Genomic DNA, 20,839 nt, shown 5'->3' on the forward strand with positions numbered 1-20,839 from the left:
AAACAACTCAGTCTCCTATTCCTACTATGAGTCGAGTGGAAAAACCTTCGACAGTATCAAAACTTTGAAGGCTAGGATTTTGAGGATTGTTACTCGTTACATCTGTGGAATCTAGTGTCAGACTGTAGCCTCTAGCTGTGTCTGAGAAGCGCTCTCTGGCAAGTGAAAGAAGCTTGCTCGATCGATGAAAGTTTCCCCGATCGGGGTCGCTAGAGCTTTCGTTACTGGGTAAGCAGAATCAGCTTGCTCGTTTGCATCCCCTTGTCAGACCTTTCCTAAACGGAAGGCGGTAGAAAGGGAGACGATGTTTTCTGCTCCCCCTACCTTTTCACTTTCAATCGGAGTTTCGTATATGGAACGCTCCTCGCACAATGGGAATAGTTCAGATCAAGAAAACGCTCGATCGTTTGAGGAGAAACATCACAAAAAACACAAGAAACATAAAAAACAACTCATTTCCCCACTGAGCGAAAGTCAAAACACTGAGCTTGAACCGCCTGAACAGAAAAAGCTAAATTCCAAAGCTTACGAGGCTGAGTTAGGACGCATACAAGCTGAACTGGTAAAAATGCAGTACTGGGTCAAGCACACTGGATATCGTCTGGTGATTCTGTTTGAGGGACGCGATGCGGCTGGAAAAGGCGGCACTATCAAGCGAATTGCCGAACCGCTGAATCCTCGTGGCTGTCGAGTCGTAGCGCTTGGGACTCCATCCGATCGAGAAAAAACGCAGTGGTACTTTCAACGCTATGTTGAGCATTTACCTGCTGCGGGTGAGATTGTATTGTTCGATCGCAGTTGGTACAACCGCGCCGGAGTCGAACACGTGATGGGATTCTGTACCGATGAGCAGTACAAAGAGTTTATGCAGTCCTGTCCTGAATTCGAGCGAATGTTAGTACGATCGGGAATTTTGCTGCTGAAATACTGGTTCTCAGTCAGCGACGATGAGCAAGAGCGGCGATTTCAGTCTCGTACGATTGATCCCGCTCGTCGATGGAAGCTCAGTCCGATGGACTTGGAATCCCGCGATCGCTGGGTGGAATTCTCCAAAGCCAAAGATGCCATGTTCGCCTCCACTAACATTCCTGAAGCTCCGTGGTTCACAGTGGAAGCGAATGATAAGAAGCGTGCTCGATTGAACTGTATTAGCCATCTTTTGAGTAAAGTGCCCTACACCGACATGACTCCAGAAGCAATGGAGTTACCGCCCCGTCGGATTGCTCCAGATGACTATGTTCGCCCGCCCCGGAATGAACAGTTTTTTGTCCCATCTGTTTACTAAGTTTGAGGAAGTTTTTTATGACCCATGAATTGAGAGTGAAAGCAATCCAGCAAGTGATCGATCGGACTCCGTTACCGCCCAGAGTTCCTTCACGGCTTGAAGCGATCTGGGCAACAGATGTCTTTACGCTGAGTAAAATGCAGGCTTGCTTGCCCAAAGATGTGTTCAAATCAGTGCAGCAGACAATCAAAACAGGCGGTAAACTTGATGTCTCTGTTGCAGGGATTGTTGCGGCTTCAATGAAAGACTGGGCAATTTCAAAAGGTGCATTGTACTATGCTCACGTGTTTTACCCGTTAACCAATGCAACGGCAGAAAAACACGATGGATTTATCTCAGTTCAAAGTGATGGTTCTGTGATTTCTGAGTTCACCGGAAAAGTCCTTGTACAAGGGGAACCGGATGGCTCATCTTTTCCGAATGGTGGATTGAGAGCGACGAATGCAGCGCGGGGTTACACCGCTTGGGATGTGACCAGTCCAGCTTATGTGATGGAAACGGACAATGGTGTGACTTTGTGCATTCCAACCGTGTTCGTTTCTTGGACAGGGGAAGCGCTTGATAAGAAAACGCCATTATTACGATCGATTTCCGCAATGAACAAAGCGGCAACTCGTGTTCTCAAACAGTTGGGCTACACCGATGTTGCTCCTGTCAATTCAAGCTGTGGTGCTGAACAAGAGTATTTCTTAGTGGATGCTAATTTTGCTCACAATCGCCCTGATTTATTGCTCACAGGTCGCACTTTGTTTGGGAAGTCTCCCGCCAAAGGTCAGCAATTTGATGATCATTACTTTGGAGCAATTCCAGAGCGCGTTCAAGTGTTCATGCAAGACGTGGAAGAAAGGCTTTATCGGCTTGGTATTCCTGCAAAAACGAGGCACAACGAAGTCGCTCCGGGACAGTTTGAAATCGCACCATTTTTTGAAGCAGCAAACGTTGCTAGTGATCACCAACAGTTGATCATGACCATTCTGAAAACCACTGCCAAGAAACATGGCTTTATGTGTTTGCTGCATGAGAAACCGTTTGCAGGTGTGAATGGTTCTGGAAAGCACGTGAACTGGTCAGTCGGAAATCCAACCCAAGGCAACTTACTTGATCCCGGTGATACTCCTCACAAGAATCTACAGTTTCTATTGTTCTGTGGTGCAGTGATTCGAGGTGTACACAAGTATGGTGCATTGTTACGAGCAGTCGTCGCAACTGCAAGTAATGATCATCGTCTGGGCGCAAATGAAGCTCCACCTGCAATCATTTCCGTCTACCTTGGAACACAGCTAGAGGAAGTATTCGAGAAGATTGCTAAGGGTGAAGTGATGGATTCATCACATGGTGGAATGATGGATTTGGGCGTTGATACTTTGCCTGTGTTTGTGAAAGATCCAGGCGATCGTAATCGGACTTCTCCATTTGCGTTCACCGGAAACCGTTTTGAATTCCGCGCAGTTGGCTCTGGACAATCGGTTTCGGGTCCCTTAGTGGCGATGAACACGATTTTGGCAGACTCGCTAACTTGGGTCGGAGACAAACTGGAGGCTGAACTTGCAAAAGGCACTGAATTAGGTGTTGCAGTGTTCATCGTTCTCAAAGAGGTGATGGACAATCACAGTGCGGTGATCTTCGGTGGTGATGGCTACTCTGAAGAATGGCACAAGATGGCGGTCGAAGAGCGAGGCTTACCGAATTTGCGAACGACTGCGGATGCTTTACCTGTCTTGAAGCAATCAGAAATCGAGGAATTGTTCGATCGACTGGGAATTCTCACGCCAGTTGAACTCGAAAGCCGCTTCGATGTCTATGCAGAGCAGTATATTCAATCGATCGAGGTTGAAGCGAAATTAGTCGTGAGCATGGCGAAGACGATCATTTATCCCGCAGCAGTGCGCTACTTATCTGATTTGGGAAGTGCGATCGCAACGGTGAGCAGTATCGGACTTTCGCTTGATAAAGAAACGGCTGAGAAAGTCGCAACACTGATTCAATCGATGATGGATAACGTCAGTAAGCTCAGTGGAGCAATGACCCTGCACGATTTTGAGACGGTTGAAGAGCACATGCAGTACTGCGCTCAAACGATTCGTCCTTTGATGGATAAGGTGCGCGAGTATGCGGATGCACTTGAAGCTGAGATTGCTGATGATCTGTGGCTCTTGCCGACCTATCAAGAAATGCTGTTCGTGAAATAGTTCTAAACATTGTGTGTGTTTGCCCTCCAACTCTGCTTGGAGGGTTTTTTGCATTAAAATGCAAGGAGTACGCGAGGCTTGCTGTGCGATGAATGTACCGATGCCGAAACGGTTCACGATCGAGGAATATCACCGCTTAACCGAGTTGGGATTTTTCCAGGAAGACGATCGCGTTGAACTGATTCGAGGACTGTTGTTTCACAAGAGTGCTAAAAGCAAAGCGCATTCAGTCTGCAATACTCGGTTGATTCGTCAATTCATCACTTTGCTGAATGATCAGGCAACGCTACAAAATCAATCACCGATCACTTTAACAAAGAATAGTGAACCAGAACCCGATTTAGCGATCGTTCAGAATCGTCCTGATGATTATCTCTCCGGACATCCTCGCCCAGAAGCTATCTTGCTAGTGATCGAGATTTCGGACTCGTCTTTGACGTATGACCAGGAGACAAAGTTAGAACTGTATGCAGAAAACGGAATCAAAGATTATTGGATCTTTAATTTGATCGATCGAGTTTTAGAAATGTACAGCGAACCCTATCAAAAATCGGCATCCGAATTCGGTTATCGAGTGAAACGAATTGCTTTACCAAATGAGCAGGTAAAGCTGCCTGAGTTTGAGGAATTGTGGTTAGATTTGTCGATCGTCTTTCCGTTACAGCAAGATTTTCAACGCTAAAGTAAATCCTGGAACAACATCTTCACCGCTTAAAGTTGCTGACTCAGGATATTGTGTGATCGAACCATCTGCACGATAGACATAAGCCGTTTTATTTTGTCGATCGATTAACCATCCCAATTTCACCCCATTCTCGATATATTCCTGCATCTTTTCTTTCAAGCCTTCAAGCGAATCAGATTTAGAGCGAATCTCGATCACAAAATCCGGCACAACTGAAATGAATTCGTCCTCTTGTTGATCCCAATCTTCGGGTAAGCGACCTTTCGCAACAAATGCAGCATCTGGCGATCGAACCGCAGTATTTGATAATCGAAATCCAGTACTAGCACTGAAAACATCGCCTAAATCATTTTTCTCAACATGAATTAGAAGATAAGCACCTGCTTTGATCTCTCGATTTCCTGAAATTCCCCCAGTTGGTGGCATTGTGACTAAACTCCCGTCTGCGTTACGCTCAAATCGCAGTTCAGGATTTTTAGAACTCATTTGCATCAGTTCTTCATCGGTAATCTCGGTGAATGCAGGATGTACCATCAGCTTGTCCAGAGTGCGGCGATACTCTTGACTATAGCAGGGAAGTTTTACAGGATCATCTGATGAAATATGCGATCGCGCTTGGCAGTAATTTAGGCGATTCTCGAACAATTCTAGAATCTGCACTCAATCGATTCGAGAATATTATTGCTCGATCGTCCTGGTATCAAACCAAAGCTGTGACGCTTCCGGGTAGTTCTTCTCAGCCAGATTACATCAATGGTGCAGCAATTCTTGAGACCGAACTAGAGCCTTTAGAGCTATTGACGAAACTTCAGCAGCTTGAAGCCGAATTTGGGCGGGTGCGATATCAAAGATGGGATGCTCGTACTCTTGACTTAGATATCCTCCTCGTCGATGATGTAGTATTCCAAACCGAGACGCTTGAGATTCCCCATCCTCGGATGAGCGATCGCGCTTTTGTCCTCGTGCCATTGGCGGAGATTGCCCCCGACTGGAAACATCCGGTATTGAATTGTTCGATCGCTGAACTGCTTCAAACCGTTGATGCTTCGGATGTGAGAAAGCTCTAAGTCTCTTTTTACCCTTCACTGTTGTCAGAGTCATGCGCCTCGGATCAGAACCTCCCCAACTGCTCAAACAGCGTCTTTTGTACAAAGGACGGAAGTTTAACTTTGAAGTCAATAACCTTAGATTGCCGAACAAATCAGAAGGCGACTGGGAATGTATTCGACATCCGGGCGGCGCGTTAGTGATCCCCGTAACAACCGATGGCAAGTTAGTGCTGGTGAAACAGTATCGGTTCGCGGTACAGCGGAGGTTATATGAATTTCCGGCGGGAACATTAGAGCAAGGCGAAGATCCGCTCGAAACCGTACAACGAGAAGTTCAGGAAGAAACGGGCTACGCTTCAGAGAATTGGAAAAAGCTGGGAGAGTTCTTTTTAGCTCCGGGCTATTCGGATGAGGTGATCTATGCGTTTTTGGCGACAGAAGCGACTCCTGTTGAGAATCCGCCCGCTCAAGATGAAGACGAAGATATTGAGACAGTGTTAATGACTCCGCAAGAAGTTGAATCTGCGATCTACGCTGGAGATATTGCAGATTCTAAGTCGATTTCGAGCTTCTTATTGGCACGTCCACTGTTGGTTGATTCTTAAGTTATGGCTGATTTAATTTTGTTTTGGCATCGTCGAGATCTGCGGATTTCGGACAATTTGGGTTTGGCTGCGGCAAAAGAACGATCGAATAAAATTGTCGGGGTCTTTTGTCTTGATCCGTTGATTCTCGATCGAGATGATGTTGCACCTGCACGAGTAAAATATTTGATCGGAAGTCTCGAATCGTTGCAAGAGCGCTATAAAGCAGCGGGAAGCGAGTTACTGATTATTCAGGCTGATCCGAAAGAAGGCATTCCGAAATTAGCTCGATCGCTGAATGCAAAAGCAGTTTTCCTGAATGAAGATGTGGAACCGTATGGACGCGATCGCGATCAAACTGTGACTGCTTCATTGAATGCAATGGGAATCGAAACGCAAACGTTTTGGTCTCAGTTAATGCACTCACCTGAAGAAATCAAATCGGGATCAGGTTCGCCTTATACGGTTTATTCACCGTTCTGGAAGAATTGGAGCCTTCAGAAAAAGACCGCTCCTCCTCCAGATTTAGCAGGTGTAGAAGGATTGACCGATTCCGAGCGAGAACAGGCAGAAGGATTGATTCCGCTCCCCTCTGCAAAAGAACTGGGCTATGTTTGGGACAATCCTTTGGTGCTTGATCCGGGTGAAAAAGCAGCACAAGAACGATTAGAGGAATTCTGCTCGAATGCAATCTATTCCTATCAGGGAGAGCGAAATTTTCCGGCTCATCCTGGAACTTCGTTGCTCAGTGCGGCTCTAAAGTTTGGCGTGATCGGAGTGCGAACCGTTTGGAGCGCGATCGAGGATGCGGCACATCGAGGCGATACGGATGATATTCGCGTTTATCGTCAGGAAATTGCTTGGCGTGAATTTTATCAACACGCAATGTATCACTTTCCTGAACTTGCGGATGGTGCTTATCGCAAGGTTTTGAAAGATTTTCCCTGGGACAATAACGAGCAATATTTTCAGGCTTGGTGCGAAGGGCGAACGGGATTCCCGATCATTGATGCTGCAATTCGTCAGATGAATGAAACGGCTTGGATGCACAATCGCTCTCGGATGATTACGGCAAGCTTTCTCACCAAGGATTTGTTCGTAGATTATCGCTTGGGTGAAAAGTACTTTATGCAGCGATTGTATGATGGCGATTTGTCTTCTAACAATGGTGGCTGGCAGTGGAGTACATCGAGCGGAATGGACCCGAAACCGTTGAGGATCTTTAATCCGACCAGTCAGGCGAAAAAGTTTGATGCAGATGCGGAATATATTCGGGAGTTTTTGCCTGAATTGCGGCACGTGGAAACGGCAGATTTGATTTCGGGCAATATTTCACCGGAGGAACGCGATCGAGCAGGCTATCCAAAGCCGATCATTGATCACAATGTTCAACAGCGGAAATTTAAGGAACGATTTGCAGCACAGAAAGCAGCGACCGGAGACGGTGGCGGCGATTGATTCGATTTCAACTAACGAAAGTTAAAAGAGACGCGAAGCGTGGTGCAAACATTAAGTGCTTTGTGGTTCGCGTCTTTACCGCTCGAAGCTGTCTTAATCTAACCTTTTACCGTTCAGTTAAGAGGATGTTTGAAAAGCAATCATTCATCGCATTCACCCGCCCGGAAATGAATCTCCGGGCTAATCGGGGGAAGCCCACTAAACTGGGCTAAGAACTCCGTGTTGCTCTCTTAGCCCGCTTCAGCGGGGTTTCCTCCATTAGCCCGGAGATTCATTTCCGGGCGGACTCGCACCGCAGCAAAGCCGCTTTTTATCCTTCTCAAACCTGCTCAAGATGCGATCGCCATCATTGGATTTCCACAATGATCCGTTTTGGTTTGATCACCTTTTACCTCAACATTCAAGCGATGTAGAACCTGATCGATCGGTAATGCAAATCCCAGTCCTTCAATCCCTTTACTTGCAATCTTCTCGGTCACAATTCCAATCACTGCACCTTGTCGATTCATCAATGGTCCGCCGCTATTTCCAGGATTGATCGCAGTATCGGTTTGAATCAACCGTCGATCGCCATCTAATCGAAATCCGCTCACAATCCCCTGAGTCACACTGTTTGACAGTGATAAAGGATTGCCGATCGCAATCACCGATTCCCCAACTCGAACTGCATTGGTTTGACACACTGGCAATCCAGAAATATCTATTGTGCCTCCTTCCAATTGCACCAAAGCCGCATCCAGTTCTGGATCACGCCGTAACACTCGCCCAATTCGTGTACTGCCATCATACAAATCCACATTCACCGTAAATGCAGAACCCACCACATGATGATTGGTAATCACCAACCCAGAAGAGTCAATCAAAAATCCACTACCCCGACCACTGCTCGTCCGAATTCGCACGATCGAAGAAACACTGCGCCCGGTTAATTGCGCGATCGACATCGGCTGATCCGAGACTGCCAAAGCTGCCACTTCATATCGAGCAGGACTCACCGTTTCCGCTCCTGGTGAATTTAATGCCGCTAAAAAGGTCGGTTCTGTCAAAAGTTGTTTAATGCTTGCTCGGATCGCTTCATAAGTTGCGGCTGGATTATCAATCCCTTCTGCCTCAGCATTTCCAGCAACTTCCTGGCGATAGACTACTTTTGCACGATGTCGATCGAACAATTCCCATCGGATCGTCCGTTCATCCTGAGTTCGATCGCCTTTAAACCAGGATTGATACGAATTCAATCGCGCCTTCGTCATCGTGCCACCGATCAAAAATCGTCCGGGTTCCGTATCATTCACCGCTTCTTCAAACACAGAACTCGGCTGCGATCGCGCAACATTCAATCCCGCTTGCACCAATTCATCTTCGATTAGATACCGAGCCGATTCTTCAAAGCGATCGTCCCGTTCACTCGATGCGGTGTAGCGCTGTTGAACAATATTTAGCCAGCCTTCGTGATGTCCACCAATAATCACTCCAGGCAACACACCCGATCGAATTCGGGCAATTTCAATTTTTGCAGATTCATGAGAAGCACCTTGCGGCTCGCTTAAACTTGGAGCTTGCAGCGTCAGCCACCAAAACAAACCAACCAACACAACATTCCAAATGCGGGTTTGATTCATAGAATTTAGAACATGAAGGACGAATTCGCTAGAACGTCCAAATCATCCGGGTCTTGAGCGTTCTAGCATCAACCGGGTAGGGTTCGCTGATTATACATCTAGATTTCCAAGTCTGCCTATAGAAGGATGAAATTTGAGAAAATATAGGCGCAATTATTTCAGTCAGGACGCTTCTAGAAAGCCCCCAGCCCCCAAGTTCTACTGTGTATACACAAGTCGTTTTTGCTTCGGTTGAATCGGCTTCAGCCCCTAAGTCCCCCATTCTGAGTAGGGTTGATTCTCTAGTAGAAGAAAATTTCTAGAACCTGCATTGTTCTGTTGCTGATATTTTGATGCTCAACGAACTTATAGGACTACAGAGATTTCACTTCCTTTAGAGAATCTGCCCTACCCCATTCTGGGGGATCTGGCAGGGTAGTTTCATTGTGAGTGAAAGAAAATGAGGATGGACTGAAATCACAATACCTATCAGTCCATGACCCTCATAGAACAATTAAAACAGATCGGCTCGTTACTGAAGTTGGAACCCGATACCAAACTGCTGCCTTCATCGTCCACTTTTCGCCGCCTGTTTCAGCAAGTCGAAGCCCAAGCCTGGGTAGATAGTAGAGTTGCTGGGGAATAGAGGATAATGTATTGAAGAATCAGTCAACTCAGTCTCATGCTCAATCTTAAACGCGCCTTGAACCAAGACCGATTGCTGCGAGCGTTAACCGGGCTGAATCGCAAAGCCTTTGATGCTTTGTTACCCAGCTTTGAACAAGCGGATGAAGCCAGTCGGATTGCGGCGAAGCCTGAACGCAACCGGGCACGGGGAGGCGGACGCAAAGCGAGGCTGCAAAGCATCGAAGCGAAGCTGTTCTATATTTTGTCCACCTCTAAATAATCGGTTGATGATGTGAGAAGTCGCTAAGATCACAACAAGTCAATCTTAGAGTCGGTCGGAGTCAGAATGATGGCAAGTATTGAAGTAATTATTCGAGACGATGATGAGTGCTGTGCAGCCGCTTACAGGGCAAAGAATGTTCCTTTCGCATTCGTGTTGAATACTTTGTCGAAGTCAGCCTCAGTGATATCGACAGTAGGCTTGTAGACTGAAACGCCAACATTGTTGACTACGATACCGACCTGACCAAAAGCTTGAATTACTTTTTCAAACAGCGATCGCGTTTCTGCAATGTTGCTGATATCCGATTGAATAGCAAGTGCATCAACTCCAAAGCCTTTGAGCGTTGCGACCACTGCTTCAGCTTTGTCTCGATTGCCTGCATAAGTTAGAGCAACTGTTGCTCCCTCACGTCCTAACCGTTCTGCGCAAAAGCTTAAGAAAATATTAAAGTGACTCGCCGCGCTATGTCTTTCCGTTTCTTGCCCGAATCTTGCTGAATCTTGCACTCATCCATAGAAAGTTACTGCTGCTCTCAATAGGCACTAGGAGAGATACGCAGATATTGACGGAATACAGTTGCGAATCGACTTTGATGACAAAAGCCTGTACGGTAGGCAATTTCCGCGATCGATAAATTTGTCGTTTTCACCAACTGTTTAGCGCGTTCTAACCGTTGTCGAACAATGTAGGCGTGAGGCGTTAACCCCATCGATTGTTTGAATAGACGCACAAAATAGTAGGAACTGATTTGTACCAGTTGCGCTAAAGTCCCAATCGAAAGGTCTTCATCGAGATGAGCGTGGATATAGTCGATCGCAACTTGTAGCTTTGATTGACTGAATCCATCCGCTTGCTGCTGCATCTTTCCAATGACTGACAAATTCAGGTTCTAAATACAGATGCAGAATTTGAGAGGGATCACTCACGCGAATGGTGCGGTAAAGTCCTGCGGGATTGATGCAGAGGATATCACCTTCAGAAAAGCGATCGCTTTCGACTTGATGATCGATCGTGCGTTCTAGACGAACAGACCTGCCCAGATTGAGACTAATGACGTGTTTCGATAGCGTATGCTCAGGACAATCAACAGATGGAAGATGATAGTAGGCGATGTTGAGATGTTTCCAGTGAAGCTGAAAGCTGCTCGCTCGGGGAATACAAGGGAGAATTCGCAACAGTTCCTGCTCTCTGATTGGATTAATGTTCAGAGATGAATGATGAAGCATAGACATTCTCCCCGGATATCGATTAGAAGCTACAAGTTAGCAACCCATTGCGTTGGATGAATGACGGTCATGGGTTCGATCAAACTAGCCTGATTCAAACTGTTACGATGTTCCATTCAACGATCGTGCATTTCCCATTAGAGTTCTCCTACAAATGAATCACGACCTCGATTGACCGCTCAGGAAGGACTGGAGCAATTCTAGTTGTTCGTTCAGTTCGCAGGGTGACTGCCGACTTCCCATGAACTGTTGCCTTCAGAAAAACATTGACCTGTAAAAGAGAAATGAGTAAACTCCTCAGAACCGTAGATTTTAACCTAGCAATTTTGTTAGGTTGTTCTGGATCAGACTGTTCCCCGTCCATTGCTGTTGTTCTATCCTAGTTTCCTTAATAACGCTTTGCCTGATCTGAGCAACTCTTCTTGAATGCAGGAAAATAGGGAAGAAAGATGAGGGTTGCGATCGATGAAACCGATTTCTCCAGATGACACAATTTTAGAATGAGGGTATGTCGTAAAATTGGCGCATCCTGTTGAGGATGCGCTTTTCAAAGCCTTTGATAGCAGGTTCTTGGGTTTGAATGAAAGCCGCAAGTTGTTTGGATTGGAACCGATCGGAGAATCTTGTTCTTGACTTCCGACCAACCAGACGGTATCCTGTAGATATTCCGACCAACCAGACGGTTTTGGATGTATTTAATGAACATCAGGGAGGTAAAGATGGCAATATCATTCAATTGATGATCAGTTACACCGATCAAGCGTTCCGTCTTGCTGTTTCATGGGAAAAAGTATGATCCTGATGAAATTCAGCAAGCGTTCTATCATCTGTAGGTTTGAAGCTCATGGTTTCGACAAAACGATCTCGCTCAAAGTCTATCCAACCGAGCGATTTGCTGGCGGCTGCGAACAAAGTAGTCGTTACACATGGAGTTGAGGCGCTGACGTTAGATGCAGTCGCTTCAGAAGCAGGTGTCAGCAAGGGCGGACTCCTGCATCATTTTCCCAACAAGGAAGCCTTAATTGCGGGAATGGTTCAGCAAGCGTTAGATAAGTTTGTTGAAGCTTTGAACCAGGAACTAGCAAGCGATCCAGATCCTCAAATTCCGGGACACTGGGCGAGAGCTTATATCCGAGCTACAGCGCTCGATGATCAAGAAAACTACGAGCTTCACTTTAATCTCCTGGCTGCAAACTTTACGAATCCTGAATTGTTAAAGCCCATGCGGGAGTTTTGGGAAGAGTGCCACACGAAGATCCTTTCTAGTGGGCTAGATCCAGCAGTTGCGACGATGATTCGGTTGGCAATGGATGGTTTATGGCTGACACATTTACATGATTTTGCGCCGCTGCGAGATCCGTTGCGATCGCAAGTCATTGAAACTGCCTTAAAGCTGGCTCAACCTTGACCCATTGAATCAAGCTTCTGTGGCAATGGAATCAATTCTTGTAGCTCTAGAGGAAAGCTCTAGGGACAGTTCATCGCACTGCGATCGTGAGTTCAGTTAAATTTGCCATGACTGCGATCGTGACTCAAGCAACATTACAGTCTTAGTTTTCATTGTTTAGCTCTATCTAAACCTTTAAACAGCACGATTTGAATTGCTGTCATTTTGCACTGTCTCTGTTTTCCGCAAGTTTGATGGTCAATTTATTCACCCTAGTGTTTGGTTCAGATTATGACAGGCATTTCAAGTCGGCTCAGTGTTCAAACGGAAGTCCGAAAATTTCTTAAGCTCGCAATCCCGCTCGTAAGCGCTCAGGTGGCTCAGGCTGCGACTGGATTGGTCGATACGGTAATGATGGGATGGTTAGGGCAAGATGTCCTTGCAGCAGGTGGATTAGGCACGATCGTGTTTATGGCGTTCATGATGACGGGAGTGGGATTAATTTCTGGTGTGAGTCCATTGGTGGCAGAAGCTTATGGATCTGGACAAACACAACGTATTGGGCAACTCACTCGTCAAGGTTTATGGATCGCGTTGGTGTTGTCAATTCCAGGAATGCTAATTCTGGCTCATTTCGATGGATTGATGCGTCAGATGGGACAAGCGGAAACAACCGTGACACTGGCAGATCACTATTTAAATGTAATGGCTTGGGGATTATTTCCCGCGATCGCATTTGCCACATTGAGAGGCTGTATTGTTTCACTTTCGCAGGCGCGTCCGGTAATGCTCATTGTGCTGGCTGCAACGCTGTTTAATGCAGTTGGCAACTATATTCTCGCGTTTGGGAAACTGGGATTTCCAGCACTGGGAATTACAGGATTAGCGATCGCGAGTATTGGTGCTCATTGGATCATGTTTGTATCGTTACTCGTTTATATGCTTTGGCACAAACCTCTGCGCCAGTACTCGCTATTTCAAACAATCCATCGATTGGAGCCGAAGATAGTTCAACAACTACTTTGGGTCGGTGGACCGATCGGGATTGCTGCTGTCTTGGAGTATGGATTGTACGCGGTCGTTACCTTTTTTATGGGAGCACTCGGAACTCCTGTCCTGGCAGCAAATCAGGTGGCACAGCAAACTGTAATTGTTTTGTTCATGGTTCCATTAGGAATGTCCTTTGCTGCAACAGTTCGAGTCGGGCAATGGTTCGGACAACGAGATAAAAAGCAAATTCAACAAGCAGCAGTCGTGAGTCTTGGATCGGCAGTAACATTTATGCTGATGACTGGAATCCTGTTGTTTACTTTTCCTCGTCAAATTGTCGGATTCTATCTTGACCTGAATAACCCAGCAAATCTAGAGGCTGTGAATATTGCTGTTTCGCTGATAAAAGTTGCTGCTTTTGGACTCATTTTCGATAGCATTCAACGAACGGCAAATGGCGTTCTACAAGGATTGCAGGACACTCGAATCCCAATGCTGCTAGGAACGGGAGCCTACTGGGGAGTCGGTCTGACGACAAGCTATCTATTAGGATTTCATACGCCTTTGTCGGGTGTGGGGATTTGGATTGGAACCTACGTCGGACTCGCTGCGGCATCGATCGCATATTCATGGCGATTTCGGAGATTAATGTCTAAGAACTGGTAAGGCTGTTTAGTTGATTGTTTCTGTCATCATTAGCATTCTCTCATCAGGGAGATGAACTATGACTTTCTACGTCTGCCCATTGAATAAAGTATTGCTCTCGATCGTTGCAATTTCACTTCTTAGCGCCTGTCGTTCGGGTGAACCTACCGTACAAGCTGGCGCACCTCAAGCAATTTCCGTTCGACTTGCAACCGTTGAACAGAGTACGGTGCGAGATAGCTCTGAGTTTGTCGCTCAACTCCAATCGCGAGAATCGGTGAATTTGCAGCCGCGTGTTCCGGGTAAAGTTGCTCGTATTTTTGTGCGATCAGGAGATCAGGTAAAAGCAGGGACACCGATTCTGCAAATTGATAGAGTGCAGCAAGAAGCGATCGTGCAAGGCTCTCTTGCGGCGGTATCAACGGCAGAAGCAGAATTGGATGCGGCACAGGCAACACTCAGGACTTTTCAAGCTGAACGGTCAGAGCGAGTGGCTAATCTGAGATTTAGCCAACAACAGCGCGATCGCTTTGCCAGTTTGCGCCAATCTGGAGCCGTTAGCCAACAAACGCTCGATGAATACTCGAATCGTCTGGAAGTTGCTAGAGCGGGATTGGCTGCCGTAGATGCTCAAATCGAAGCTCAACAATCTGCAATTACTCGCGCTCAACGCACCATTCAACAAGCTCAAGCAAACACTCGTCAAGAATCTGCTCAATTGGACAATTTCACCGTTGTTGCCCCGTTTGACGGCACGATCGGGGAGATTCCAGTTAAATCGGGTGATGTTGTCGATACAAGTACTCGATTGGCAACCATCACTCAAAACGCCAACCTAGAGGTCAATATTTCTATTCCTGCGGATCGTTCTCGTGATGTTCAAATTGGAACCTCGATCGAGCTTCTGGATGCTCAAGGCCAGAAAATTGGTACGAGCGAAGTCTTCTTTATTGCACCGAATGTTTCTGCTAACACTCAATCTATTTTGATCAAAGCGCGATTGAACAATCCTAGTCGTGAACTTCGGACTGATAAATCAATTCGTGCCAGAGTCATTTGGAAACAGCGATCGGGTGTGAAAGTTCCGACCGTTGCGATTTCTCGGATTGCGGGTCAACCGTTTGTTTTTGTTGCAGAACAGGACAAAACAGGCTTGGTGGTGCGTCAGCGTCCCGTGAAATTAGGCGCGATCGAAGGCAACCAGTATCAGATTTTAGAAGGATTAAAACCAGGCGACCAAATCGCCACAACAGGCTTGTTACAGCTATCAGATGGAGCAACGATTACTGCTGGATCATAAACCAGAATTTGAAGTGCAATTTAATCGACTATGTTCTCTCAAATCTTCATCAAACGTCCCGTTTTCTCGATCGTTTGCGCGATCGTCATTACACTAGCTGGGCTAATCAGTATTCCGACTCTCCCCGTGGAGCAGTATCCCAACATCAGTCCTCCACAAGTCGTTGTTACCTCTAGCTTCGTCGGAGCAACCGCTCAAGTCGTGGAAGAAACTGTTACAGCCGTTCTGGAACGCCAAATTAACGGCGCACCAGGAATGCGCTATATGAACTCTACCAGTAGCAATGATGGAACTAGCACAATCATTGTCACGTTTCAGCAAGGTTATAACCAGGACATTGCTGCGGTTGATGTACAAAACCGAGTCGCTTTGGCGGAACCTCAATTACCAGAGGCAGTCCGGCAAATTGGGGTGAGCGTAACTCGACAATCAAGTGCGATCGCGCTTAGCATCGGATTATATAGCGATCAGTATGATAATGTTTTTCTAAGTAACTATGCAGATTTATACGTCTTGGACACACTGAGGCAAATTCCAGGTGTGGGTTCCTTGACTCCTTATGGAGAACGCAAATATGCAATGAGAATCTGGCTCGACCCGATCCAACTTGCAAATCGTGGATTGACCGCCGCAGATGTCACACAAGCGATTCAAGAGCAAAACATTCAAGTCGGCGTTGGGCGAATTGGACAAGCACCAGCAATCGATCAGCAATTTCAAATCGACTTGCAAGCTGTGGGTCGATTGCGCGATGCGTCTGAATTCGAGAACATCATTCTCAAGTCAGAAACCAACGGCACGATCGTTCGTTTACGAGATGTGGGACGCGCTGAACTTGGAGCCGAAAGCTACAATTCATTTGCCCGCTACAGCGGTAAAGAAGCGGTGGGCTACGATATCAAACAATTTCCAGGAAGTAATGCACTGGAAGTTGCGAACCGAGTCAAAGCTGAAATGAAACGGCTGTCCAAAAGCTTCCCGCCCGGATTGAACTATTCGATCGCTTATGACCCCACCTTGTTCATCGTGGCATCTCGTAATGAGGTGATTCAAACCCTATTTGAATCAATCTTGCTGGTCATCTTGGTCATCTTCATCTTTCTGCAAGATTGGCGAACGATGTTGATTCCAGCTTTAACGATTCCAATTACACTGATTGGAACATTCGCATTTGTTAAAATCTTCAACTTCTCTTTGAACACGCTGACTCTGTTTGGTTTAACGCTTGCGATCGGAACCGTCGTGGATGATGCGATCGTAGTCGTCGAAAGCATCACACATTCCATTCAAGATGAAGGACTGTCTCCGCTAGATGCAGCCGTTAAAGCGATGCGAGAACTATTTGGCTCAGTGATTTCTGGTTCACTTGTACTGTTAGCGGTTTTCATTCCAGTTGCATTTTTCCCTGGTGTCACTGGGCAGTTATACAAACAGTTTGCGTTAACGATCGCTTTTTCTGTGATTCTTTCCAGTTTCCTAGCAGTAACTCTCATTCCCGCTCTTTCTGCCTTATTGCTACGACCAAGACAAACTTCTAGAGGTTGGTTAGGTCGCACCCTTAGGTTGGTCAATCATGGGATCGAATGGATTCGAGCAGGATATCAGCGATCGCTGCATTTATTCACTCGATTGAAATATCTTGTCTTAGCTTTGTTTGTTGCATCACTTGGAATCACTACTTGGCTTTATACCTCTGTTCCTACTGCCTTTCTGCCTGATGAAGATCAGGGTTTCTTGATGTCGATCGTGCAGGGAGTGGAAGGCACAACGCAAGACTTCACAGGTAAAACTATTCAACAACTTGATCAACAAACACTCAAAATTCCTGGTGTGGGAAGTACCTTCTCGCTGGGCGGCGTTGGATTTTCAGGCAACATTGCCAATAGTGGTCTATCGTTTGTCACACTAAAGCCGTGGGAGCAACGCAACGATCCAAACCAGTCGGCTCAAAGTATTCTCGGACAGATTCAGACCAGTGCGGCTCAAATTCAGGAAGCGAGTGTATTCGCCATTAATCCACCCGCAATTCAGGGACTCGGTAGCGTTGGTGGCTTTGTGTTTCAGTTGCAAGACCGAGGCGGCAATGATCTCAATACATTAGTGCAAGCCAGAGACGAACTCATCGCCCGTGCGAATAAAACGCCAGGATTACGAGATGTGTTTAGCACCTATACCGCTAACGCACCCCAGAAACTGATTGAAATTGATCGCGATCGCGCTAAGACCTTGCAGGTCGAAGTGAACGACATTCTCAATACCTTACAAATCTTCTTAGGTTCGCGTTACGTTAACGACTTCAACACACTGGGGCGCACTTATCGGGTCTATGTGCAAGCAGACCAGCAGTTTCGGAACAATCCTGACGATATCGGTAAGTTATACGTTCGCTCTAGAAATGGCGAAATGATTCCGATGAGCAATCTCGTTATTGTGACTCCGACGACTGGGGCACAAACGATTTCTCACTATAACTTGTTCCGCTCGATCGAAATTAACGGGATGGCTGCACCAGGATATAGTTCCGGTCAAGCTATCCAAGCAATGGAACGTCTGGCGACAGAGGTACTACCTAGAACAATGAGCTTTGAATGGTCAGGCATTTCACTCGAAGAAATTGAGTCTAGTGGTCAGGCTCCGATTATCTTTGGCTTGGGACTGATCTTTGTCTTTCTGATTTTGGCGGCTCAGTATGAAAACTTTATCGATCCACTCATTATCTTGTTATCAGTTCCGTTAGCAGTTTTAGGCGCATTGCTGGCGCAATCGATTCGCGGCTTTCCCAATGATGTGTATTGCCAGATTGGTTTAGTGATGCTGATTGGACTGGCTAGTAAGAACGCTATTTTGATTGTTGAATTTGCGAATCAGTTACGAGAAGAAGGTGAATCGATTCGAGAAGCTGCAATTCATGCTGCACAAGCTCGATTACGTGCAATTTTGATGACGACGTTTGCTGGATTAATGGGTAACTATCCATTACTGGTCGCAAGTGGCGCAGGTTCTCTGAGTCGTTTATCTCTGGGTACAACTGTTTTCGGTGGAACCTTAGTTTCGATGTTTCTGAGTCTGTGTGTAGTTCCTGTTCTTTATATCCTCATCACAGCTATTCGTGATCAACTGCCCCGATACGTGAGGGATTTTCCTAAACGTTTGCAGCGGCGCTTTCTGTTTCGTTGATTTTATTTAGAGAGGTAATTGGTGAATGAAACCCGTTGATAGTTTCACGATCGGCAGTTGGCTATTTTTAGTCGGATCGGCTTTGTTGCATGAATCGAGAAAGTGACTGTTCTGGGATTGCGGGAAGTCGAGATTAAGCTTCAACTCGATAGCTATCGGGTTTAGCAATCTGAATCATGCGATTCAGTGCCGCACATTTGATCAGTAGCTCTGCAGTTTGATTGTCAAACCGACGCGACTGGAGGTTGCCGCCAAAGATGGTCTTAGAGGGTGTTTGAAAAGTAGTCGTTCATCGCATCAATCGCCCCTCGAATAGAATTCGGGGCTATCGGAACGAAGTCTGTTGAAACAGACTGAAGAGTTTGCTGTAACTGGCTTTCAGTCCCCTTCAGTGGACTTTGTTCCGATAGACCGTGATTTCCAATCACGGGCGAAATGGCATCGAAGTGAAGCATCTTCCTATACTTTTCAAACACCCTCTTAAAGCGAAACATCGTGGTTTCGGCGAGTGAGCGGCGATGATAGCCGGAATCGCGTTTCCACTTTTTCCGCCCGTGTTTGCGAATGTAGCGCAGGTTCTCGTCTCTTGGATGCGGTGGAGCGTTACGATTGCCATGTTGCCAAATCACCGCATCTTTGCGCGGGGGAATCACAGGCTTGGCTCCCCGTTCTGTAATCTCGTCGTAGCAGTGGCGATGGTCATACGCGCCATCGGTGCTGACTTGTGCGTATTTTCACAACTTCGGCACCCAATTCTCACCGAACTTCGGCAGGTGATTCTCACACAACTTCGGCAGGTCTAGAGATAGCGTAACTGAACCAGGCAAAGATAGCAAATGTTTTTACTGGGTAATCAGTTTGAGAAACAGTCATGTGAATGCGAGATGTCTGCAAAAACAACACAGACATCAAGCGAAAAAGGAATGACAGCAAAATCACTCTACGTCAATGCTATCGGAATTGGCATTGACTTTACTCGTGAGTTTTCGCATCGACTCGCCTTTGAGAACTAGGCGAATCGAATCATGCACAATCCGGTCAAGCATGGCATCCGCTAAAGTTGGGTCTTGAATCTGCGAATGCCATTGATTCACAGGCAGTTGAGTGGCGAACAAACACGAAGCCGTTCGGTAACGCACATCGAGTAAGTCCAATAGGGAGCTTCGCTGCGCCAAAGGCGACCGCGAGCCTGGTCAGGCAACACGGCATCTCTCAACCAATCATCCAGGATGAGCAACTCAAATGCCGCGATCTGTTGCTGCAATCGCCGAAATGAGCCATCGACTTTGGCAAATTTGAGTTCCATCAGCAAGTCTGCACACTTGAAGTAGCGCACGGAATGTCCCAATGTACAGAACTGATCTGCTAATACGGAGGAGAGAAACGTTTTGCCTACTCCGGTCGCTCCCACAATGATCAGGTTAAGATGATCTTGCACCCACTTACCGCCTGCTAGCTCTAAGAATTTTGTCTTCGACAACCCGCGTGGGACCGTAAAATCGATATCACTGAGATGAGCGGTCGTCGAGAGTTGAGCTTGCCTTAATCGGCGCTGGAGACGCATCTGTGAGCGATGCAGGTGTTCGCGTTCCAGCAGCAGGGTGAATCGGTCTTCAAAGCTTAAATCGTGATAGGTCGGACTGTTGCGTTGCTCCATCCAAGCATCGAGCATTCCGACAAGCCGCATTGCTTTCAATTGTTCAGTAACAAAAGAGGTCATAGTTCAAAGTTAAGGTTAATGATAGTACTGAGCGCCGCGCAGGTTAGTGTGTTCAATCGGTTGTGTTGCAACGGGTTCAGATTCAACGGCTGCCGTATCAAGGCGTGTGGCTAAAATCGAGCGTAATCGTCGCAAGCCCACCATGCCAAAGGCGTTGGCTCGACGACAAGCGGCTTCGAGACGTTGGGTTCCAGGAGTCGTTGCCAGTCGTTGAATGCCTCGAATTGACCGAAATGCTTGTTCTTCGTGCGCTTTGGTATTGAAAATAGCTTCGACCTGAGTGCGAGTGTGTGGACCAATCTGGTCTGCCCAAGCGAGAAAGCGCTCCTTCGATTGGCGCTTATATGCCCAATGTTCTGGAGGCATGTGTTCATCCACGGTGGAATGTCGATATTGCACTCGTGAGCGTTCATGCACCGCAATGCGCTGATGGTCGTGAAAGACTTCAATCAGATGCTCAGATATCTTCACCTGGACTTCGCGTTGCACATACCAGTAAGGCACAGAGTCTGGTTGACTGACAAAACTGGAGGAGAGGAGCAAAATCCCGTAATCTAGTGGATTACCACATCAAACTAAATTACTGCTATGGAAAATGCTCCTCGCCTCTATGATGCCGTGTTTAGCATGTTGGGT

21 protein-coding genes and 2 pseudogenes are annotated in these 20,839 nt (G+C 46.7%); 13 read left to right on the forward strand and 10 right to left on the reverse strand.

Annotated elements, in window-relative coordinates; all coding sequences use genetic code 11:
• Positions 1 to 352 precede the first annotated feature (352 nt).
• From ppk2 to ACQ4M5_RS16485, 3 genes are read left to right on the forward strand one after another with little or no spacing between them, the layout of a single operon-like run.
• A complete protein-coding gene (gene ppk2, locus ACQ4M5_RS16475; RefSeq protein WP_430676732.1) occupies positions 353 to 1,285 on the forward strand; it encodes a polyphosphate kinase 2 in 933 nt (310 codons plus the stop codon).
• A 17-nt stretch (positions 1,286 to 1,302) separates the two neighbouring features.
• The gene (locus tag ACQ4M5_RS16480) at positions 1,303 to 3,474 is read left to right on the forward strand and encodes a glutamine synthetase III (protein ID WP_430676733.1); all 2,172 of its coding nucleotides are present in this window, start codon (positions 1,303 to 1,305) and stop codon (positions 3,472 to 3,474) included.
• 58 nt (positions 3,475 to 3,532) lie between these two features.
• The gene (locus ACQ4M5_RS16485; RefSeq protein ID WP_430676734.1) at positions 3,533 to 4,156 is read left to right on the forward strand and encodes a Uma2 family endonuclease; all 624 of its coding nucleotides are present in this window, start codon (positions 3,533 to 3,535) and stop codon (positions 4,154 to 4,156) included.
• Here ACQ4M5_RS16485 and ACQ4M5_RS16490 read toward each other — a convergent pair.
• Positions 4,133 to 4,693, reverse strand: a complete 561-nt coding sequence (locus ACQ4M5_RS16490; protein ID WP_430676735.1) for a Uma2 family endonuclease — start codon at positions 4,691 to 4,693, stop codon at positions 4,133 to 4,135. The genes ACQ4M5_RS16485 and ACQ4M5_RS16490 overlap by 24 nt on opposite strands.
• Positions 4,694 to 4,755: 62 nt before the next feature.
• Between ACQ4M5_RS16490 and folK the strand changes: the two genes are divergently transcribed.
• From folK to ACQ4M5_RS16505, 3 genes are read left to right on the forward strand one after another with little or no spacing between them, the layout of a single operon-like run.
• Complete coding sequence (gene folK, locus ACQ4M5_RS16495; protein WP_430676736.1) at positions 4,756 to 5,226, forward strand: 2-amino-4-hydroxy-6-hydroxymethyldihydropteridine diphosphokinase; 471 nt, start codon at positions 4,756 to 4,758, stop codon at positions 5,224 to 5,226.
• Positions 5,227 to 5,258: 32 nt separating this feature from the next.
• The gene (locus ACQ4M5_RS16500; RefSeq protein ID WP_430676737.1) at positions 5,259 to 5,813 is read left to right on the forward strand and encodes an NUDIX hydrolase; all 555 of its coding nucleotides are present in this window, start codon (positions 5,259 to 5,261) and stop codon (positions 5,811 to 5,813) included.
• A 3-nt stretch (positions 5,814 to 5,816) separates the two neighbouring features.
• On the forward strand, positions 5,817 to 7,250 hold the full coding sequence (locus ACQ4M5_RS16505; protein WP_430676738.1) for an FAD-binding domain-containing protein: 1,434 nt from the start codon (positions 5,817 to 5,819) through the stop codon (positions 7,248 to 7,250).
• Between the two features lie 329 nt (positions 7,251 to 7,579).
• On the opposite strand, the gene ACQ4M5_RS16510 is transcribed toward ACQ4M5_RS16505, so the two are convergent.
• A complete protein-coding gene (locus ACQ4M5_RS16510; protein ID WP_430676739.1) occupies positions 7,580 to 8,869 on the reverse strand; it encodes a S1C family serine protease in 1,290 nt (429 codons plus the stop codon).
• A 475-nt stretch (positions 8,870 to 9,344) separates the two neighbouring features.
• Between ACQ4M5_RS16510 and ACQ4M5_RS16515 the strand changes: the two genes are divergently transcribed.
• Positions 9,345 to 9,494, forward strand: a complete 150-nt coding sequence (locus ACQ4M5_RS16515) for a hypothetical protein (RefSeq protein ID WP_430676740.1) — start codon at positions 9,345 to 9,347, stop codon at positions 9,492 to 9,494.
• 36 nt (positions 9,495 to 9,530) lie between these two features.
• Positions 9,531 to 9,755, forward strand: a complete 225-nt coding sequence (locus tag ACQ4M5_RS16520) for a hypothetical protein (RefSeq protein WP_430676741.1) — start codon at positions 9,531 to 9,533, stop codon at positions 9,753 to 9,755.
• Between the two features lie 122 nt (positions 9,756 to 9,877).
• Here the strand turns inward: ACQ4M5_RS16520 and ACQ4M5_RS16525 are convergent, their stop codons facing one another.
• The 3 genes from ACQ4M5_RS16525 to ACQ4M5_RS16535 are packed head-to-tail and all read right to left on the reverse strand — an operon-like array spanning position 9,878 to position 10,984.
• Complete coding sequence (locus ACQ4M5_RS16525; protein ID WP_430676742.1) at positions 9,878 to 10,264, reverse strand: SDR family NAD(P)-dependent oxidoreductase; 387 nt, start codon at positions 10,262 to 10,264, stop codon at positions 9,878 to 9,880.
• Positions 10,265 to 10,290: 26 nt separating this feature from the next.
• Positions 10,291 to 10,620: a helix-turn-helix domain-containing protein gene (locus ACQ4M5_RS16530; RefSeq protein WP_430676743.1), complete on the reverse strand. Its 330-nt coding sequence runs from the start codon at positions 10,618 to 10,620 to the stop codon at positions 10,291 to 10,293.
• Positions 10,544 to 10,984, reverse strand: coding sequence for a hypothetical protein (locus ACQ4M5_RS16535; protein ID WP_430676753.1), 441 nt, complete (start codon positions 10,982 to 10,984; stop codon positions 10,544 to 10,546). Before ACQ4M5_RS16535 ends, ACQ4M5_RS16530 begins: the two co-directional genes overlap by 77 nt.
• Positions 10,985 to 11,564: 580 nt before the next feature.
• Between ACQ4M5_RS16535 and ACQ4M5_RS16540 the strand changes: the two genes are divergently transcribed.
• The 5 genes from ACQ4M5_RS16540 to ACQ4M5_RS16560 all read left to right on the forward strand — a co-directional run bounded on the left by ACQ4M5_RS16540 (position 11,565) and on the right by ACQ4M5_RS16560 (position 18,483).
• Entirely contained in the window at positions 11,565 to 11,780 is a 216-nt protein-coding gene (locus tag ACQ4M5_RS16540; RefSeq protein WP_430676744.1) for a hypothetical protein, read from the forward strand.
• A 48-nt stretch (positions 11,781 to 11,828) separates the two neighbouring features.
• The gene (locus ACQ4M5_RS16545) at positions 11,829 to 12,392 is read left to right on the forward strand and encodes a TetR/AcrR family transcriptional regulator (RefSeq protein ID WP_430676745.1); all 564 of its coding nucleotides are present in this window, start codon (positions 11,829 to 11,831) and stop codon (positions 12,390 to 12,392) included.
• Between the two features lie 270 nt (positions 12,393 to 12,662).
• On the forward strand, positions 12,663 to 14,027 hold the full coding sequence (locus tag ACQ4M5_RS16550) for an MATE family efflux transporter (protein WP_430676746.1): 1,365 nt from the start codon (positions 12,663 to 12,665) through the stop codon (positions 14,025 to 14,027).
• A gap of 58 nt (positions 14,028 to 14,085) precedes the next feature.
• Positions 14,086 to 15,306, forward strand: coding sequence for an efflux RND transporter periplasmic adaptor subunit (locus ACQ4M5_RS16555; protein ID WP_430676747.1), 1,221 nt, complete (start codon positions 14,086 to 14,088; stop codon positions 15,304 to 15,306).
• A gap of 30 nt (positions 15,307 to 15,336) precedes the next feature.
• On the forward strand, positions 15,337 to 18,483 hold the full coding sequence (locus ACQ4M5_RS16560) for an efflux RND transporter permease subunit (protein ID WP_430676748.1): 3,147 nt from the start codon (positions 15,337 to 15,339) through the stop codon (positions 18,481 to 18,483).
• 133 nt (positions 18,484 to 18,616) lie between these two features.
• On the opposite strand, the pseudogene ACQ4M5_RS16565 reads toward ACQ4M5_RS16560, so the two are convergent.
• From ACQ4M5_RS16565 to ACQ4M5_RS16585, 5 genes and pseudogenes are all read right to left on the reverse strand, one after another.
• Positions 18,617 to 18,748 (reverse strand): annotated as a pseudogene (locus ACQ4M5_RS16565) (IS5/IS1182 family transposase); the annotation flags it as partial.
• A gap of 175 nt (positions 18,749 to 18,923) precedes the next feature.
• Positions 18,924 to 19,208: pseudogene (locus ACQ4M5_RS16570) on the reverse strand (transposase); the annotation flags it as partial.
• A gap of 210 nt (positions 19,209 to 19,418) precedes the next feature.
• Complete coding sequence (locus ACQ4M5_RS16575) at positions 19,419 to 19,622, reverse strand: ATP-binding protein (RefSeq protein ID WP_430676749.1); 204 nt, start codon at positions 19,620 to 19,622, stop codon at positions 19,419 to 19,421.
• The gene (locus tag ACQ4M5_RS16580) at positions 19,574 to 20,203 is read right to left on the reverse strand and encodes an ATP-binding protein (protein ID WP_430676750.1); all 630 of its coding nucleotides are present in this window, start codon (positions 20,201 to 20,203) and stop codon (positions 19,574 to 19,576) included. The genes ACQ4M5_RS16575 and ACQ4M5_RS16580 overlap by 49 nt, the downstream gene beginning before the upstream one ends.
• Before the next feature lie 15 nt (positions 20,204 to 20,218).
• Entirely contained in the window at positions 20,219 to 20,707 is a 489-nt protein-coding gene (locus ACQ4M5_RS16585) for a Mu transposase domain-containing protein (RefSeq protein WP_430676751.1), read from the reverse strand.
• Positions 20,708 to 20,839: the final 132 nt, after the last annotated feature.

The organism is Leptolyngbya sp. AN10, from assembly GCF_050565645.1.
Lineage (GTDB): Bacteria > Cyanobacteriota > Cyanobacteriia > Leptolyngbyales > Leptolyngbyaceae > Leptolyngbya.